The organism is Ruegeria meonggei, assembly GCF_900172215.1.
Lineage (GTDB): Bacteria > Pseudomonadota > Alphaproteobacteria > Rhodobacterales > Rhodobacteraceae > Ruegeria > Ruegeria meonggei.
The window spans coordinates 140,774-157,573 of the sequence record NZ_FWFP01000004.1; the positions used below are offsets into that span (position 1 = coordinate 140,774).

A 16,800-nucleotide genomic window follows, 5' to 3' on the forward strand; every position below is an offset into this window, starting at 1 on the left:
CGCCGATGTGGCGTAACGGTCGATACTGCGCGGTCTGAAACCGTGCCAGACGGGGATACCTGAAAATGAGTGCTGGGGTCGGTGTAGATCTGGAAAACCTGTGGATCCGTTTCGGTGACTTTGTCGCTGTGCGTGATGCTAATGTAAACATTAACGGGGGCGACTTCTTTTCGTTCCTTGGGCCCTCTGGCTGCGGCAAGACAACGATTCTACGCGCGGTTTCGGGCTTTCTTGACCCCAGTGAGGGCAAGGTTCTGATCGGCGGCAACGATATGCGCGGCATTGGCCCGAACAAGCGTCCGACTGCTTTGATCTTTCAGAACCTCGCGTTGTTCCCCCTGATGAAAGTATGGGAGAACATCACCTTCTCGATGGAAATCAACGGTGCCAGCGCTGCGCAACGGCGCAAGCGGGGTGATGAATTGCTGGACATGATCGCGCTGCCGGGACAGGGCGACAAGCTGCCCAGTGAATTGTCTGGCGGTCAGCGTCAGCGTGTCGCCATCGCGCGCGCCTTGTGCGCTGAACCGGATGTCCTGTTGCTGGACGAACCCCTGTCGGCGTTGGACCTGAAGCTGCGCCAACATATGCGGACCGAGTTGCGTGAAATCCAAAAGCGCGTTGGCATTACGTTCATCTATATTACGCATGATCAGGGCGAGGCCCTGACCATGTCCGACAGCATTGCGGTGATGCGCGCCGGTGTGATTGACCAGATCGCCGATGGAAAGACCATCTACAACGATCCCAACACAGCGTTCGCCGCATCATTCGTGGGCGAAAACAACGTATTCCGCGGTAAAATCAAGCAGGTCATGGGAAATGAGGCTCTGATCAGAACAAACCGCTCGGGGGATCTGGTGGCCCGTGTTTCGACCGCCAATCAGGGCAAGCTGAAAGAGGGCGATGACGCCATGATGTTCGTCCGCCCCGAGGCCTTTGCCATCGCACCGGACGGCGCAACCGGAGATCACTTTGTCACCGCGCGGGTGACCCACGAAGAGTTTGAAGGAAATGCGTATAACATCTTCACCGAAGGCGAAGGTGGCAAAGAGATCAAAGTTTCTCTGCCAAACCTGGGCCAATCTTTTGAGGATCACACAGGTCAGAACATCACGCTGGAATACGAGACCCGCAACGCGGTTCTGGTTCCGGCGGGTGAACTGGCTGCGGAATAGGGGGCCATACAATGCCCGGCTTCCTGAAAGAGTTTTTCAACCGCAATGGCACCGGCATGGGGCTGGCGATCCTCGGTCTGGTCCTGTTCTGGACCATCGGCCTGATTATCCTGCCACAACTGTCGATGCTGGACTTCTCGTTCCGTCCGAACCTGCCACCGCCAGAGATTGGCGGGCCCAAAGACGTTTATACGCTTGAGAACTACAAATACCTCGTCTACGGCCCCGAGGGTGGCAGTCAGTCCTATAACACGGTCGATTTGCGCGTGTTCTTCCGAACCTTGCTGGCCGCAGTCTGCGTGACGATATTCAACCTGATCCTCTGCTATCCGATTGCCTATTACCTGGGTCAATCCAAGGGCAGCCATATCCGCATCTTTGCGATCATGCTGATCATCCCTTACTGGATCAACGAGATTCTGCGGGCCTTTGCCCTGCGGATCATCTTTGGTGAGACCGGCGTGCTGAACACCTTGTTCACAGGGCTGGGCATCTGGGACACACCGTTTGATTTCATCCGTAACGACATCGCGCTCTATGCGGGGCTGGGGTACGCCTATATCCTGCTGATGATCTTCCCGATGTATAACGTCATAGAAAGTCTGGACAAAAACCAGATCGAGGCTGCGCGTGATCTGGGCGCGCCCTGGTGGCGGATTCACTGGCGGGTAGTTATTCCCTATGCCAAGCCGGGCATCAGCTCGGGCTGCACCATGGTCTTTATGCTGTCGGCAGGGGCTCTAGCCGCGCCGCAAATTCTGGGCGGGCCGTCGTCCCTGTGGTTCACACAGCTGATCTATCAGCAGTTCAACGACAACAATGACTGGCCGCAGGGGGCCGCCTACGCCATCGTGCTGCTGGTGACCTGTATCCTGTTTGTGCTGGCCGTGATGCGCCTGTTCAAAGTGAACATGGGGGATATCGGGAAATGAATAATTCCTTCCTTCGTGTAAGTATCTGGGTCTATCTGGCGATCTTCTTTCTGTACTTGCTTGGGCCGTTGGTGATCATGTCGATTACCGCGTTCAACTCGTCGGGTTTCCCGCGGATGACACCGTGGGAATGTCTGACTTTCCAATGGTTTGGAGAATTGTTTCAGGATCAACGTATCCTGAACGGGATCAAAAACTCGTTGATCATCGGGGCCGGGACGGTTGTTTTGTCAGTGGCGATGGGTCTGGCGGGTGCGTTGATGCTAACGCAGATATGGCCAAAGCTGCGCGCGACCTACTACACGGTCATCATCGCGCCGATCCTAATCCCGGGCGTTGTTCTGGGTATCTCGACGCTGGTGTTCTGGGACCGGATCAATCGGATGCTGGGTCTGGGTGCGGACAGCTTTTTGTCGAACGGCATCTTCCTGACGGTAATTGGCCAATCCACCTTTATTGCCAGCTATTGCATGCTGGTCCTGGTGGCGCGGCTACAGCGCTATGATGTTGCCCTGACCGAGGCCGCTTTGGATCTTGGCGCCACTCACGCACAGGCGTTCCGCAAAATCCTGCTGCCTTTCATGCGTCCGGCGATTGCCTCGGCGGCGGTATTGGCCTTCCTCGCATCGTTCGAGAACTACAACACCACCACGTTTACCTTCGGCGAATACCCGACACTGACGATCGAGTTGGCGCAAAAAGTGCGCTATGGCATCACGCCCTCGATCTCGGCACTGGCCTTCATCATCGTGGCATTGACTGTGTTCTTTGCTCTGCTGAACGAGGCCAAGCTGAAACGGCAGGAACTGGTGGCCGCTGCGCGCAAAAATGCCACGGTCGAAGAGCTGGCGGGCAAGATCAAACTGCCCAGCTTTTTTGCAGGTAACATGGCTGCGGTTCTGGTTGTCGTCTTTGCTGTGGCAACGATCACCGTGGTCGGCACGGCGACGGCTTACAATCCGGGGCAGTGCATCGCCAACGTCAAAGAGCAGAAACGGCTTGAAGCAGAGCAACGCATTCAGGAACTGCGCAAGCAGCGCGAAGAACAGCGCAAGAAACGGGAAGCCGAAGAGGCTGAGCAGGGTGATGCACAGCAATCGGCTCCGAAGCCGTCAAACAACAGCGGCTTTGGCAACGTATTTGCTCCAAATACGCTGGATAGCGACGATGAAGACGACGCAACTGGTGCTGAAACACCCTCAAACAATGGTGGATCTGGCGGCGTCTTTGACCCCAACAGTCTGCAAGACAACCAATAGGTCGACCTTTTGGACCCCGACGCGCCCTAAGAGATTACCGCTCTTCGGGCGCGTCTTTTTTTACGATGGTGACGCCACAGGCACCGATCTGGTGACCATTCCAGATGACGGGGTCGGCGTTATAGTTGATCAGGAAGGTATGGTTTTCCGTTTCACGTCGCCGCAGGCCTTCCGGCATTTGATGCAAGGATAGGCCGACCTGGTGCGCCGTCATAGTGATCACACGATCCCACAATGCTTCATCCGGAAAGCCAGCCAGATACCAGAGCCCGCCGTCGCCTTTCAACGCGGGTGCCTCATCTTCAAAGCTCAGCAGGTCGGGGCCTGTGCCGGACAGACGGTCGATCCAGTGTTGGGCCGCACCGCCTCCGATCACGCCGCGATGGACGTTTGGGGGCAGGGTTTCGACCAGATCGACGTCGCAATCCAGCCTGGACAAACCGGGTCGCCCGGCCTTTGGGATTTGAAAATCATGGGTGATGGCACCGCTACGAGGACCCAGAACACACAGGTCACATGCGCCTGACAGTCGCTGTTCCAGTTCGCTGTCCAGCGTTGCCAGCCCGGGTGCCAGGATCACCTTGTATCCCTGTGTGGGAAAGTTGGATGATGAGAGGAAGTCAACCGACAACCCGGCACGCCGCAACGCGCGGTAAGCCGAAAAGACCAGCCGGAAGTAGCTGAATCCGGCGCCTTGCGGCTGTGCGGTCCACGCCCAATCCGAGGCGTAGTCAAACAGAATGGCCACCTGCGCCTGTACCTGTGTCACCGTGCCCATCCCCGCCAGGGTATCTGCCGTTCCGCGAGCCTCAGCCAATCCCGGGGCGGGGCGGTTATTTGGGGTCAACAAGCCTGCGTGCATTTGTTCCTGCGCAAACGGTGCTTGCCGCCAGCGGAAATAACTGACCACTTCGGCCCCATGTGCAACGGCTTCAAGCGACCAGAGGCGGACCATGCCAGGCAGGGGGGCCGGGTTGTAGGGGGCCCAGTTGACCGGGCCGGGTTGTTGCTCCATCACCCACCAACGGCCGCGTCCGACCGCGCGGTAAAGGTCGTGGTGAAAGGCTTGCATGTCAGGATCACCCTGCTGCAGGAAGGTGGTTTTTTGGGCATCGTCCGCTTCTAGCCGGTCAGAAAGAAAACCGATCGGATAGCTGTCCCATGTGGCAATATCCAGATCCTCCCCAACCTTGAAATGGTCGAAATCCAGCTCGCGCCCCATATAGTTGTGCAACAAAGGAACGTCGGTCAGTGGTCGCAGCACATCGACCTGCGCCTTGTTGAAAGCAACCACCTGATCCGAGCTGAAGCGGCGATAGGCCAGAACATGTGCGGGGTTGGGCTCTGTAACGGTCAGATTGGGCGGTTCGATCTGGTCGAACCCGTCATATTCCATTGACCAGAAAACGTTGCCCCAAGCCTCGTTCAGGGCATCGATGGTGCCGTATTGGTTTTCCAGCCAATGGTGGAACGCTTTTGCGGCGAGATGGCTGTAGCTGACGGTGGTATCATGGCAGCCATATTCATTGTCGATCTGCCACGCGGCGATGTGAGGGTTGCGCCCGTACCGCTCGCCCATAATTTGGGCAACGCGTGTGCATTCTTTGATATAGCCCTGATGACTAAAGCAGTAGTGCCGGCGCGATCCGAATTTACGTGGCTGCCCATTTGCGTCCACGGCCAGCATGTCCAAGTGCTTTTCCAGCATCCACCGCGGAGGGGTCGCGGTTGGCGTGCCCAACACCACTTTCAAACCCGCAACACCCAGTACCTCAATCGCGCGATCCAACCAGTCAAAGTGCAGGTCACCAGGCGTCGGCTCCATCCGGCTCCATGCGAATTCGCCAATGCGAACCCAGGTGATACCGGTTTCGATCATGCGTTGGGCGTCGTCAGCCCACATCGCTTCGGGCCAGTGTTCGGGGTAATAGCATACGCCAAGTTCAGGCTTCATAAGATGACTCTGTGTTCCGTCTGGCCTTTGCCCACCGCAGTGGCGGCAAAGGTCATGCCATTTGTTGGTTGTGCATTCAGGGTGTCCACATCCAGCCCCTGACGCGCGGTAGTGCAGAAAAGCGTCGTCAGATCGTCACCACCAAAGGCGGGGCAGGACGTGTGGGCCGCCGGAAACTCAACAGCCGTCAAAAACTGCCCGGCGTCAGAGTAACCCGCCACGCGGCTTGCCCCCCATTGCGCGATCCAGATAGAGCCCTCGGCATCCACCACGGCACCGTCTGGGTTCAACCCATCCATCCGCAAGTCCAGAAAAACCGAAGGCGACCCAATGGGCCAACCCGTTTCCGGGTTCAACGCATATCGCATGACCAGTTTTGTCGCTGTATCGGTGAAATAGGCGCAGGACCGGTCCGGAGCAAAGCAGATGGCGTTCGAGATGGTAACATCCGGCACCAGCCGTTGCACTTCCCCACGCCAAAAGCGGTAAATCGACCCAGCACCACGCTCTGCACTTTTGCCCATGGTCCCGATCCAGAACCCGCCCCAGGGGTCGGCGCGACCGTCATTGGATCGGGTGACGGGGTTGTCCACCTCAAGCGGGGCAATCAGGTCTTTGTCCTCAGTGGCCAGGTTGAACCGCCAAAGCCCGGTTTCTGATGCGATCAAAAGCGTGTCCCGGTCCACCCAGCCAGCGGCCGATACATGTTCTGGGAACTGCCAGCTGCGCGGCTCTCCATCTTCCTGCGTCATCAGGCGTTTGCCCAGAATATCAAACCAGAACAGCTGCTTGCGGTTCGGGTGCCACAATGGCCCTTCGCCCAACTCGCAGGGGCGGTCATCAAAGACCCTGCTCATCCGGCTGCCACATCATAGGCCGTAACGATCTGCCCGGCCCGGTCCGCGATGTCAGCGGCCGCCATTCCCGGTTTGAACAGGGCCGAACCGATCCCAAATCCGTCGGCTCCGGCGGTGAGCCAGTCGCCGAAATTCTCAGGGCCCGCACCGCCAACGGCATAAACCAACGTATCTTTCGGCAGGATCGGTCGCATTGCGGCCAAGCCAGATGGTCCCGCCATAACGCCCGGAAACAGTTTCAGCCCCGTCGCTCCGGCCTTGAGTGCCACAAATGCCTCGGTCGGAGTATAGATGCCGGGCCAGCTTTCCAGACCAAGAGCATGGGTTCTGGAAATCACATCCGCATCGCAATTGGGCGAGACGATCAGCTTGCCGCCGACACCTGCGACAGCATCAACTTCGACGGGGCTCAGCACAGTTCCTGCGCCTATCAAAGCCTGATCCCCAAAGGTGTCTACCAGAATTTTGATGCTGTCCAAAGGATCGGGCGAGTTTAGCGGAACTTCGATCTTGTCGATACCAGCCGCGATTAAGGCATGGCCGACTGCGGCTGCTTCGGTCGGCCTCAGGCCGCGTAAAATGGCAATGATTGGTCGGCTCATGCAATTTGTCTCGTTAGTTTTCGGGCCTGTGACAGGCCTGCCAGAGTGGATTGGGTGCTGTTGGTGGTTTCGACAAACGCGCCTTGGTGTTGCAGGGCCATGGCATAAACTCCAGACAGGCCCTCGGCACCGATAATCGCTATTTGCTGGCCCAGCCAATAGGCTCGGGTAGCGGCCAGTTCAGCGCCGATCAACAACCCCGACAGGCGTGCGCGGGCCGTACCTGCGTCCTGCCCATGCAGCAGATCCGCAGCGCGAAGGCCAAACAATCGCGCCGCCAGTTGTTCGGGTTTCGACAGCGTATCCGCTGCGGCTTCAACAAAGGCGGCCTCGTCCCAGCCCTCACCAACCGAGTGCTTCAGGACAGACTGCGCCTGTAGAAGTTCGAACATTTCACCTGTCATGAAAGTGCGGAAACTGATGACTTCACCAGCGCTGACCTGCACCCATTTGGTGTGGGTGCCGGGCAGGCAAATCACGCCGTCCCAGTTCTGGTGACCAGCCAGAAACCCCGCAATCTGGGTTTCTTCGCCCCGCATGACATCCGGTGGTGACAGTTGTTTCAATCCGGGCACGACGAAGGCACGAATACGCGGGTCTGTATCCGGAACCCGGATCGGATCAACCGGCATCGCAGCACAAGGCACGCTTGTATAAGGTGCCTCGACCCAGCCCTGTCGCGCACCCACCATGCCGCAGGCCACAACGTCGACTGGCTCTCTGCCCAGCCATCCTTCGATCAAATCCAACAAAGCCACCTGGAAGTCACCTTTGGCAACGCGCGCCATGCCACGGTCAGACTGCGCCCGATCCAGCACGGATTCGCCCTGCATGGCCCAGACCCGCAGGTGCGACGTTCCCCAATCAACAGCGATCCATTCGGTGTTCATGGCTCTATCCTGATGCTACAACGCCGCCGTCGACGGCCATGCATTGACCTGTCATGGCTCGGCTGGCCTCGGACGCAAGGAACAGGGTCGGCGCGATCATGTCTTCGGGCGTAAGATGGTATTTCAGGCACTGGCGCTCCAGATGTGAGGCCAGATCTTCGGGCGTGGCCCACATGTCCAGCTGTTTCTGCGTTAATACCCATCCGGGTGCCAGCGCGTTGACCCTGATTTTCTGCGGACCCAATTCGCGGGCAAGCGAGCGGGTCATTCCGGTAATCCCGGCGTTCGAAGTGGTATAGATCGGATAGCCTGCATTGCCCATAATGTAACTGATCGAGCTGAAATTGATGATCGCGCCGCCTTTACCCTGCATCTGGCGGGCGGCCTCCTGACAGGCAAAGTAATAAGCCTTGAGGTTCACCTCGATCATCCAATCCCAGAATTCCGTGGTGGTTTCCTCAAGCGAATGGCGTTGATCATTGGCCGCATTGTTGACCAACACGGTCAGGGGACCATGCGCCTCGGCAGCTTTCTCCATCGTGGCGTGCAATAGCTCTGTATCCGTCATATCGCCTTGCATGAACAACGGTGCGCGCCCGTGCTTTTCACGCATCTCGTCGACAAAAGCGCTGGCATCTGATCGGCCGATAAAGGCGACATTCGCGCCTTGTGACAGGAACCCGTCGGTCAGCGAAGCGCCCACACCCGATCCTCCGCCGGTGATGTAGACGGACGCTCCGTTCAGGTCGTGAAATGTGGCTGGTTGATCCATCAGTGGCTCTCTCTGGTCACAAGGCGGGTGTCTTTGCCTACAAGAAAATCAAGGTCGGCGCCCCGATCGGCCTGCAGCACGTGGTCAATGTAAAGCTTGGCATAGCCGCGGGTATAGTGTGGGTCGTCCGGTTGCCACGCGGCGCGGCGAGCGTCCAGTTCCTTTTCGTCTACAAGCAATTCAAGCGCACCCTTGCTGGCTGACACGCGGATACGGTCTCCGGTTTGCGCCAATGCCAGCGGGCCACCAGCCTGCGCTTCGGGGCTGACATGCAGGATGACGGTACCAAACGCCGTGCCGGACATGCGCGCGTCCGAAATTCGGATCATGTCGCGCACGCCTGCTTTTACCAACTTGGCCGGGATCGGCATGTTGCCGACCTCCGGCATGCCCGGATAGCCCTTGGGGCCGCAGCCCTTAAGCACCAGAATGGTCTCGGGTGTCACCGGCAGATCGTCGCGGTCGATATTGGCCTTCAGGTCCTCAATGCTTTCGAAAACAAAGGCCTCGGCTTCGGTTTCCAACAGCCCGTCTGTTGCGGCTGAGGGTTTAACGATGGCCCCGTTGGGCGCGAGATTCCCCCGCAGCACCCGCAAGCCAGCCGCAGGTTTAACCGGGTCATCAAAAGGCCGGATCACATCGCGGTTAAAGCATTCAGCCCCGTCGTAATAGGCTGAAATGTACTTGTTTAGAACGGTCTTGGCCGGGCGCAAGTGCGGCTTTATCTCGGACAGCACAACCGGCACGCCGCCCGCATAACAGAAGTCCTCCATCAGGTATTTGCCCGATGGCATGCAATTCACCAGTAGGGGGATTTCCGACCCGATCTCAAAGTCTTTCAGCGTCAGATCAACACCCACGCGACCTGCAAGGGCCAGCAGGTGGACAACCGCATTGGTCGAACCACCGACGGCAGCATTGGTCAGTATGGCGTTCTCAAAGGCTTCTTTTGTCAGGATATCGGATGGCTTCAGATCCTCATCCACCATCTCAACGATCCGCTTGCCGGTCAGATGCGCCAGTGCCATGCGACGTGCATCCACAGCAGGCAAGGCGGCGTTGGTCGGCAGGCTCATGCCCATCGCCTCGACCAGCGAGGCCATAGTGCTGGCGGTGCCCATTGTCATACAGACCCCGGCACTGCGAGACATGCCGGATTCGGCGTTCATGAAGTCCTGCAGGGTCATTTCACCCGCCCGCACGGCCTCGGAAAACTTCCAGACATCCGTGCCTGAGCCGATATCCTGCCCGCGATACTTGCCGTTGAGCATCGGGCCGGAGCTGACAACGATTGAGGGCAGATCGACCGAAGCCGCGCCCATCAATTGCCCCGGTGTGGTTTTGTCACAGCCGCCCAGCAGGACAACGCCATCGATGCCATAAGCACGGATCGATTCCTCAACATCCATCGCCAACAGATTGCGAAACAGCATGGCGGTAGGTTTCATTTGGGTCTCACCCAGGGACATCACCGGAAACTCAACCGGAAAGCCTCCTGCCTCCCACACACCGCGCTTTACGCCCTCGGCCAAATCACGCAGGCCCGAGTTGCAGGGCGTGAGTTCGGACCAGGTATTGCAGATACCAATGATGGGCCGCCCGTCGAAAGCGTGATCCGGAAAGCCCTGGTTCTTCATCCAGGACCGATGGATAAATCCGTCTTTGTCGAGTTTTCCGTACCAGTGTTGTGAACGGCGTTTCTTCATATCTTGGGGTGCTTTTCAGGCAAGGAGTGTCAGGGCGAAATGTAACGATCAGGCGGCACGGGCCGGGCGGCACCAGTCGGGTAGCCAATCGGCATGGGCGGTCAAAAGATCGCTCACCAGGTTTCGGATCTGGCGCAGGTCAAGCTCGGCCGCAGTGTGGGGGTCCATCATGGCTGCGTGATAGATGTAGTCCGGGTTCTGATCGACCAACGCACGAACGGTCAGTTCCTGAACGTTGATCTGCGTGCGCATCAGGGCAATCAATTGCGGAGGGATGTCCGCCACAACCGAGGGCTGCACCCCGTTGGCATCCACAAGGCACGGCGTTTCCACCGCCGCGCCCAGGGGCAGTTGCGGAATCTGCCCGGTGTTTGGCAAGTTGCCATAGGCTGTATAGGGCGTATCGGTGACAATCGCATTCATCAGGTCAGCGGCAAATTCGTGACTACGGACAACATCGATATTGCGGCCATCGGTCAGCGTCTTGGCCTGTTCTTTCCAGGATTCCACCTGTTCCACACAGCGCGTGGGGTATTCATCCAGCGGAATACTGAACTGCTCGATCAGGTCCTGCCGACCGTCTTTGATGAACCACGGCACATACTCCGCGAAATGCTCCGAGCTTTCGGTGCAGAAATAGCCCAGGTGGTCCATTACCTCATATCGCACCTTGTTCGGGCAGCGCGGCATCAGCAGGGGTGGTTTGGGAAAGCGGCCGCTGGCATAACCCTGCTGCAGCGCAGGATAAAGATCACGCCCGTTATGTTCCAACCGCAAGAAGAATGCGACGTGATTCACGCCCGCAACCTTGTATCGGAAGTCCTGTTTGGGCAGGTCCAGATCATGGGCCAGTTCTTCGACCGTGTTTTGAACCGAATGGCACAGACCCACATGTTTTAGCGTTGGGAACTGTTCGGCCAGCGCCCAGGTGTTGATTGCCATCGGATTGACGTATTGCAACAGCGTCGCGTCTGGACATAGCTGCATCATGTCCTGCGCCACATCCCACAGCACAGGCACGGTACGCAGCCCGCGCATTATCCCCCCCACACCCAACGTATCGGCAATGGTTTGACGCAGCCCGTATTGTTTGGGGATCTCAAAATCCGTCAGCGTACAAGGTTTGTAACCGCCAACCTGAAAGGCGGTGATAACGAAATCCGCACCATCCAGCGCCGCCCTGCGATCCGTATGGGTGGACACAGTTGCCGCACTGCCGACCGAACGGATCATAGCGCGGGCCACGGCTTCGCTTTCGGCCAGACGGGTCGGGTCGATATCCATCAACGCAAAGTGGCTGTCGGACAGGGCGGGGGTCAGCAGAGCATCGCCCACGATATTCTGCATGAAGATCGTGGAGCCTGCTCCAACAAAAGTAATTTTAGTCATGTGGCAAACCTTGGTTTGACGTTATTTTACGGCACCGAGGGTCAATCCCGCGATAAAGTGTTTCTGCATCAGGAAGAACATGGCCACCGGCGGCAGGGCTGCAACGATGGAACCGGCGCTCATTAATTGATACGCGGCCCTGAACTGCGCATTAAAGCTGGTGATCCCCGCCGTTACAGGCTGGCTCTCTGCGCCTTGGGTCAGAACAACGGCCCAAAAGTAATCGTTCCAGATGAAGGTGAAGATCAGCACGCTGAGCGCCGCGATTGCGGGCTTCATCAGCGGCAGGACAACATACCAGAAGATGCGCCATTCGCTGATGCCTTCGACTCGTGCGGCCTCGATCAGTTCGAACGGCAGGGCACGGATGAAATTACGCATGAACAGCGTGCAGAATCCGGTCTGAAAGGCGATGTGAAACAGAACCAGCCCCGTTTTGGTGTTGTACAGCCCAAGCTCGAGGGTCAGGTCGCGGACCGGCACCATCAGAATTTGGAACGGTACAAAATTGCCTGCAACGAACATGAAGAAGATCCAGATGTTCGATTTGAACTTATAGATCCCCAGCGCAAACCCGGTCATACTGCTGAGCGCGACGCACCCGAGCACCGTTGGAATGGTGATCAGGAACGAGTTCATCAGATAGCGTGGCATGTCCGAATTGAAGAAGACTTGCCCATAGTTGAAAGCACCTTCAAAACGGGACGGCATCCCCCAGTAGTTTGCGTTGGTGAAATCCGCTTCGGGCTTGATCGAGAAAAGCGCAACCGCAAGCAGGGGGCCTAGCCACAGCAGCAATGCAACCGGCAGCATCGCCTTATAGGTGATTTGTGCTGCACGGGGTTGTTTTTCGATGGGTTTGGGAAACATTTCAGTGCCCCCTTTCTTCGCGGTACATCGACCACAGGAAGTAGGCGATGAAGCACAGCATGATCAGGAACAGGATGACCGCAATTGCAGCGCCGTATCCCATGCGGAACCCGTATTCGGACAGCGCGACTTCGAACATGTAATAGGCCAGAACGCGGGACGACCCGAACGGCCCGCCTTGCGTCATGATTGAGATCAGGTCGAACGAGCGCAGCGCCCCGATGATTGTCACAACAAACGCGATGAAGGTGGCCGGGCGCAATTGCGGTAGGATGATGTGCCACAACATCCGCGCGCCCTTGGCGCCGTCGAGGCGACCAGCTTCGATCTGTTCGGGGTCAACGGCGTTCAGGCCGGTCAGATACAGGATCATGCAATAAGCCGTTTGCGGCCAGAGACCCGCAAAGATGATGCCGTAAGTCACGAACCGCTCATCCCCCAGCACGTTCAGCCGGCCAAGACCGAAGAAGCCCAGAAACTCGTTCAGCAAGCCAAAGGTCGGGTCATAGAACCAGGTGAACACGAGGCCGACGACCACCTGAGAGATGACAAACGGGAAGAAAAAAAGCGACTTATACAGACGAATGCCCCAAACCGTCTGGTTCAGAAACAGCGCAATGAACAAACCCGCCGGGATCGCTGCCAGATACAGAAGCAGCCAGATCAGATTGTTCTTGAGCGAGATGTAAAATGCATCCCGGTCGGCCCATTCCCAATACAGGTCTTCGTAGTTGCGAAAGCCCACGTATTCGGCGGCACCAAGACCATCCCATTCGTACAGGGACAGATTAAACGACTGGAACACCGGGATGATCACATAGACCATAAAAAACAGCAGACCGGGGGCCAAAAACAGCCAGGGCGCGATGCGCTGTTGGTTTCGGTGGAACCAGCTTTCTTGTTCTGGGACGTCAACGGCTGACATGGGAAATCTCGGGTTAGGTCAAAGGAGTAAGGCGGGTTGTCGCCCGCCTTACGCAGGTCTGGGTACAGCCCGGGCCGTGACCCGGCCTGAACGGATCAGTTGTCGTAAATGCGCTGACGCGCGCGTTCCAGTTTAGCCAGAATACGGTCTGCATTGTCCGGCTTGACCATGAACTCCTGGAAGCCTTCCATCGACGCCTTGGCCATTTCAGCCGGGGCATCGCGGTCCCAGAACTGGGCCACACCGCCTGGGCTGTTGGACGACAGCATCTCAAAGCCCTGGTTCAGGAACTTGTCGCTATCAACCGAAGACTGCGCATTTACCGGCAACTGGCCCAGGTTTGCACCATTGTTGATCTCGGTCTGCACGTCCGGTGAGACGACAAAGCGCAAGAATTCGCGCGCGGCTTCTTTGTTGGCGGCATTTGCCGGAATGTGGAAGGTATCCGTCGGCGCATCTTCGGCCAACTCAACGTCAGGGTTGATCGCAACAAACTGATAGAAATCAATCTGATCGTCGGACAGACCCGCCTCGCGCAGGGGCGCGACGGCAAAGTTGCCCATCAGATAGGCAGTGGCGTCCCCGTTGACCATGAAGGGCAAGGCTTCTTGCCAGCTGTAAGTCTGGTGGTTGTCGATGAACGCGCCCATGTCGATCAGCTGTTTCCAGTTGGCGAAGGTCTGCTTGACCCGATCGTCTTCCCAGCTGATTTCCCCATTAGCCAGCTGCTGGTGGAAATCGAACCCGTTGGTGCGCATGTTCAGGTAGTCGAACCAGCCACCAGCGGTCCACAGGAACTTGGTGCCGATGGTGTAACAGGCGCGGCCCGAATCGACGATTTTCTGGCAGTTGGAAATCTCTTCTTCCCAAGTGGTCGGCTCGCTCAGACCCAGTTCGTCAAAGATGTCTTTGCGATAATAAACGCCCCACTGATAGTAGGTATAGGGCACGCCCCACTGCTTGCCGTCGATGGTCATCGCACCTTTGGTCGAGGCCAGATTGTCGGCAATCGCAGGCTCGGCCCACAGGTCCGAGACGTCTTCGAACAGGCCAGCGTCAACATAAGGCTTCATCCGGTTGGCAGCATACCAAGTAGCAACATCCGGCGTATCCGCCGTCAGGAAGTTGCGGATCTGGGTCTTATAGGCTTCGCGGTCGATAACCGTTGTTTCAATTTCCAAACCCGGATGCTGGGCCGCGAACTGATCGATCATTGCCTCCATCGTTGCACGCGGAGCCGGGTTCGATGTGTCCAGGAAAATGCGCAGTTCGCCAGTCAGTTCGGCAGCCGCCGGTGCAGCGAGCGCAACGCTCATGGCCAGCGCGGCCGTTGTGCGCGTGAAGATGGAATGCATGGTTTCCTCCCTTAGCTTCCATTTTAGTTCCAATTAATGAAACCGAGTTTTATATATTGAAAACTACACATCATATCGGTTAGTCTTGTCAAGACCCTCGTGCCATCGGTCGGGGAAAGTGGAGGAGAATACGCGCCGTGGCTGGTGACGGAACAATAGGAAAAGCATGTGACGTGCTGGAGCAGGTGGCGGCTTTTGCCCGCCCTGTTCGATTCGCGGAATTGCTGGAAAGCAGCGACTTTCCCAAGGCTACGCTGTACCGGTTTCTGCAGACTCTGACCAATCAAGGCATGCTGTCCTACGACCCGGACCGGCAGACCTATGCACCCGGAATGCGTCTTGTGCGTCTGGCTCATGCGGCGTGGACACAAAGCTCTCTGGCGCCGATTGCGCGGCCATTTCTGGATTCACTCAGTCGCGAAACCGGGGAAACAGTGCATCTGGCCCAACTCGATTCCAGTCAGGTCTTATATGTCGACAAACGCAACGCGGCCCAGCCGATAGAGATGTATTCACAGGCGGGCAAAGTCGGCCCGGCCTATTGCACCGGTGTGGGTAAGGCGATGATGGCCTTTCTTGAGGATGAGGCCCTGAACAAGGCGGTCTCGCAGCAAAGCTATCACCGGTTCACCGACAAGACACTGGCCTCGGAAAAAGCCTTGCGCGCCGATCTCGACCTGATCCGCGGCCGGGGCTATGCCGTCGATGATGAGGAACACGAGCCGGGGATCATTTGCATTGCCTGCCCGATCCTGACCTCAGGCGGACGAGTGCTGGGGGCAATCTCGATCACCGGATCAACCGAACGTATGAATTTTGACCAATTGGAATCCTGGGTTCCCCGAGTTCGGCGCGTGGCCGAACAGATCGGAACCGAAGCCCAGGCCTGGCGGTTCCCCGAGACCCGCACAAACGCTCACAACGACAGGATGCAAGCAACATGACAGGTGTCACTCTGAACCAGGCAATCAAACGCTACGGACAGACTCAGGTCATTCACGGCATTGATCTGCAGATCGAAGACGGTGAGTTTTGTGTGTTTGTCGGCCCCTCGGGCTGTGGCAAGTCCACATTGCTGCGGATGATCGCGGGCCTTGAGGAAACGTCCGAGGGACAGATTCACATCGGCGCACGTGATGTGACCGATATGGATCCGGCGAAACGCGGCGTGGCGATGGTGTTTCAGACCTATGCCCTCTACCCACACATGAGCGTGGCCGAGAATATGGGCTTTGGCCTGCGGATGAACGGGGTCGCCAAGGACGAGATCAACAAAAAGGTGCAGGAAGCATCAAATATTCTGAAGCTGGACCAGTACCTAAAGCGCAAGCCCAAGGCCCTATCGGGTGGTCAACGCCAACGCGTAGCCATTGGGCGGGCCATTGTACGCGGACCCGAGGTGTTTCTGTTCGACGAACCTTTGTCCAACCTCGATGCTGAACTGCGCGTTGAAATGCGGGTTGAGATTGCGCGTCTGCATAATGAAATCGGCGCGACGATGATCTACGTGACCCATGATCAGGTCGAAGCGATGACCATGGCCGACAAGATCGTGGTGCTGCGCGATGGCCGGATCGAACAGGTTGGCGCTCCGATGGATTTGTATCGGGACCCGGACAATCGGTTTGTGGCCGGGTTCATCGGCTCTCCGGCTATGAATTTCCTGGATTGCGATATCGTGGACGGAAAGATCGCGCACCCTGCGCTCAGCGAAGCTTTGGTGCCGACCGTAAATGTGCCTGCAGGCATGACCAAGGTGACACTTGGCATTCGCCCCGAACACATTGAGATTGACCGGTCTGGCGATACTTGCACCGTTGATCTGACCGAAGCATTAGGGGGCGTAAGCTATACCTATCTGCTGACACCAAATGGTGACAAACTGATCGTGGAAGAGCGTGAGGATCAACGCAGTGCGCAGGGCGAACGCATTGGGATCACTTTTCGCCCCGAGCGGACCATGTTGTTTGATCCCGAGAGCGGACAGCGATTCCGGTAACGCTTTTAACCACCATCAATGCAAGCGCGCCGATCTTCCGATCCGGCGCGTTTTTTATGGCAGATTTGATATGGATTTTGTATCCAATATCCGATATGGCGAGTCGAAAGGG

The 16,800-nt window shown here is 57.4% G+C and carries 15 protein-coding genes; 5 read left to right on the top strand and 10 right to left on the bottom strand.

Features of this window, described 5'->3' with window-relative positions; all coding sequences use genetic code 11:
• Positions 1-65 precede the first annotated feature (65 nt).
• From RUM8411_RS07875 to RUM8411_RS07885, 3 genes are read left to right on the top strand one after another with little or no spacing between them, the layout of a single operon-like run.
• Positions 66-1,178, top strand: coding sequence for an ABC transporter ATP-binding protein (locus RUM8411_RS07875; RefSeq protein ID WP_085822151.1), 1,113 nt, complete (start codon positions 66-68; stop codon positions 1,176-1,178).
• Between the two features lie 11 nt (positions 1,179-1,189).
• Positions 1,190-2,110, top strand: coding sequence for an ABC transporter permease (locus RUM8411_RS07880; RefSeq protein ID WP_085822152.1), 921 nt, complete (start codon positions 1,190-1,192; stop codon positions 2,108-2,110).
• On the top strand, positions 2,107-3,369 hold the full coding sequence (locus RUM8411_RS07885) for an ABC transporter permease (protein ID WP_085822153.1): 1,263 nt from the start codon (positions 2,107-2,109) through the stop codon (positions 3,367-3,369). The genes RUM8411_RS07880 and RUM8411_RS07885 overlap by 4 nt, the downstream gene beginning before the upstream one ends.
• A 34-nt stretch (positions 3,370-3,403) precedes the next feature.
• Here RUM8411_RS07885 and RUM8411_RS07890 read toward each other — a convergent pair whose 3' ends face one another.
• The 10 genes from RUM8411_RS07890 to RUM8411_RS07935 form a co-directional block, all read right to left on the bottom strand.
• On the bottom strand, positions 3,404-5,323 hold the full coding sequence (locus RUM8411_RS07890; protein WP_085822154.1) for a beta-galactosidase: 1,920 nt from the start codon (positions 5,321-5,323) through the stop codon (positions 3,404-3,406).
• Positions 5,320-6,180, bottom strand: a complete 861-nt coding sequence (locus RUM8411_RS07895) for an SMP-30/gluconolactonase/LRE family protein (RefSeq protein ID WP_085822155.1) — start codon at positions 6,178-6,180, stop codon at positions 5,320-5,322. The genes RUM8411_RS07890 and RUM8411_RS07895 overlap by 4 nt, the downstream gene beginning before the upstream one ends.
• Entirely contained in the window at positions 6,177-6,782 is a 606-nt protein-coding gene (locus RUM8411_RS07900; protein WP_085822156.1) for a 2-dehydro-3-deoxy-6-phosphogalactonate aldolase, read from the bottom strand. The genes RUM8411_RS07895 and RUM8411_RS07900 overlap by 4 nt, the downstream gene beginning before the upstream one ends.
• The gene (locus tag RUM8411_RS07905; protein ID WP_085822157.1) at positions 6,779-7,672 is read right to left on the bottom strand and encodes a 2-dehydro-3-deoxygalactonokinase; all 894 of its coding nucleotides are present in this window, start codon (positions 7,670-7,672) and stop codon (positions 6,779-6,781) included. Before RUM8411_RS07905 ends, RUM8411_RS07900 begins: the two co-directional genes overlap by 4 nt.
• 4 nt (positions 7,673-7,676) lie before the next feature.
• On the bottom strand, positions 7,677-8,444 hold the full coding sequence (locus RUM8411_RS07910) for an SDR family NAD(P)-dependent oxidoreductase (protein ID WP_085822158.1): 768 nt from the start codon (positions 8,442-8,444) through the stop codon (positions 7,677-7,679).
• A complete protein-coding gene (locus tag RUM8411_RS07915; protein ID WP_085822159.1) occupies positions 8,444-10,150 on the bottom strand; it encodes an IlvD/Edd family dehydratase in 1,707 nt (568 codons plus the stop codon). Before RUM8411_RS07915 ends, RUM8411_RS07910 begins: the two co-directional genes overlap by 1 nt.
• 48 nt (positions 10,151-10,198) lie before the next feature.
• Positions 10,199-11,539: an alpha-glucosidase/alpha-galactosidase gene (locus tag RUM8411_RS07920; protein WP_085822160.1), complete on the bottom strand. Its 1,341-nt coding sequence runs from the start codon at positions 11,537-11,539 to the stop codon at positions 10,199-10,201.
• A gap of 21 nt (positions 11,540-11,560) precedes the next feature.
• Positions 11,561-12,409: a carbohydrate ABC transporter permease gene (locus RUM8411_RS07925; RefSeq protein WP_085822161.1), complete on the bottom strand. Its 849-nt coding sequence runs from the start codon at positions 12,407-12,409 to the stop codon at positions 11,561-11,563.
• A 1-nt stretch (position 12,410) separates the two neighbouring features.
• Complete coding sequence (locus RUM8411_RS07930) at positions 12,411-13,334, bottom strand: carbohydrate ABC transporter permease (RefSeq protein WP_085822162.1); 924 nt, start codon at positions 13,332-13,334, stop codon at positions 12,411-12,413.
• A 95-nt stretch (positions 13,335-13,429) separates the two neighbouring features.
• Positions 13,430-14,689: an ABC transporter substrate-binding protein gene (locus RUM8411_RS07935; protein ID WP_085822163.1), complete on the bottom strand. Its 1,260-nt coding sequence runs from the start codon at positions 14,687-14,689 to the stop codon at positions 13,430-13,432.
• A 137-nt stretch (positions 14,690-14,826) separates the two neighbouring features.
• On the opposite strand from RUM8411_RS07935, the gene RUM8411_RS07940 reads away from it, so the two are divergent.
• Positions 14,827-15,633 (top strand): IclR family transcriptional regulator, encoded by an 807-nt coding sequence (locus RUM8411_RS07940; RefSeq protein ID WP_085822164.1) that lies wholly within the window; start codon positions 14,827-14,829, stop codon positions 15,631-15,633.
• Positions 15,630-16,688 (top strand): ABC transporter ATP-binding protein, encoded by a 1,059-nt coding sequence (locus RUM8411_RS07945; protein ID WP_085822165.1) that lies wholly within the window; start codon positions 15,630-15,632, stop codon positions 16,686-16,688. Before RUM8411_RS07940 ends, RUM8411_RS07945 begins: the two co-directional genes overlap by 4 nt.
• Positions 16,689-16,800: the final 112 nt, after the last annotated feature.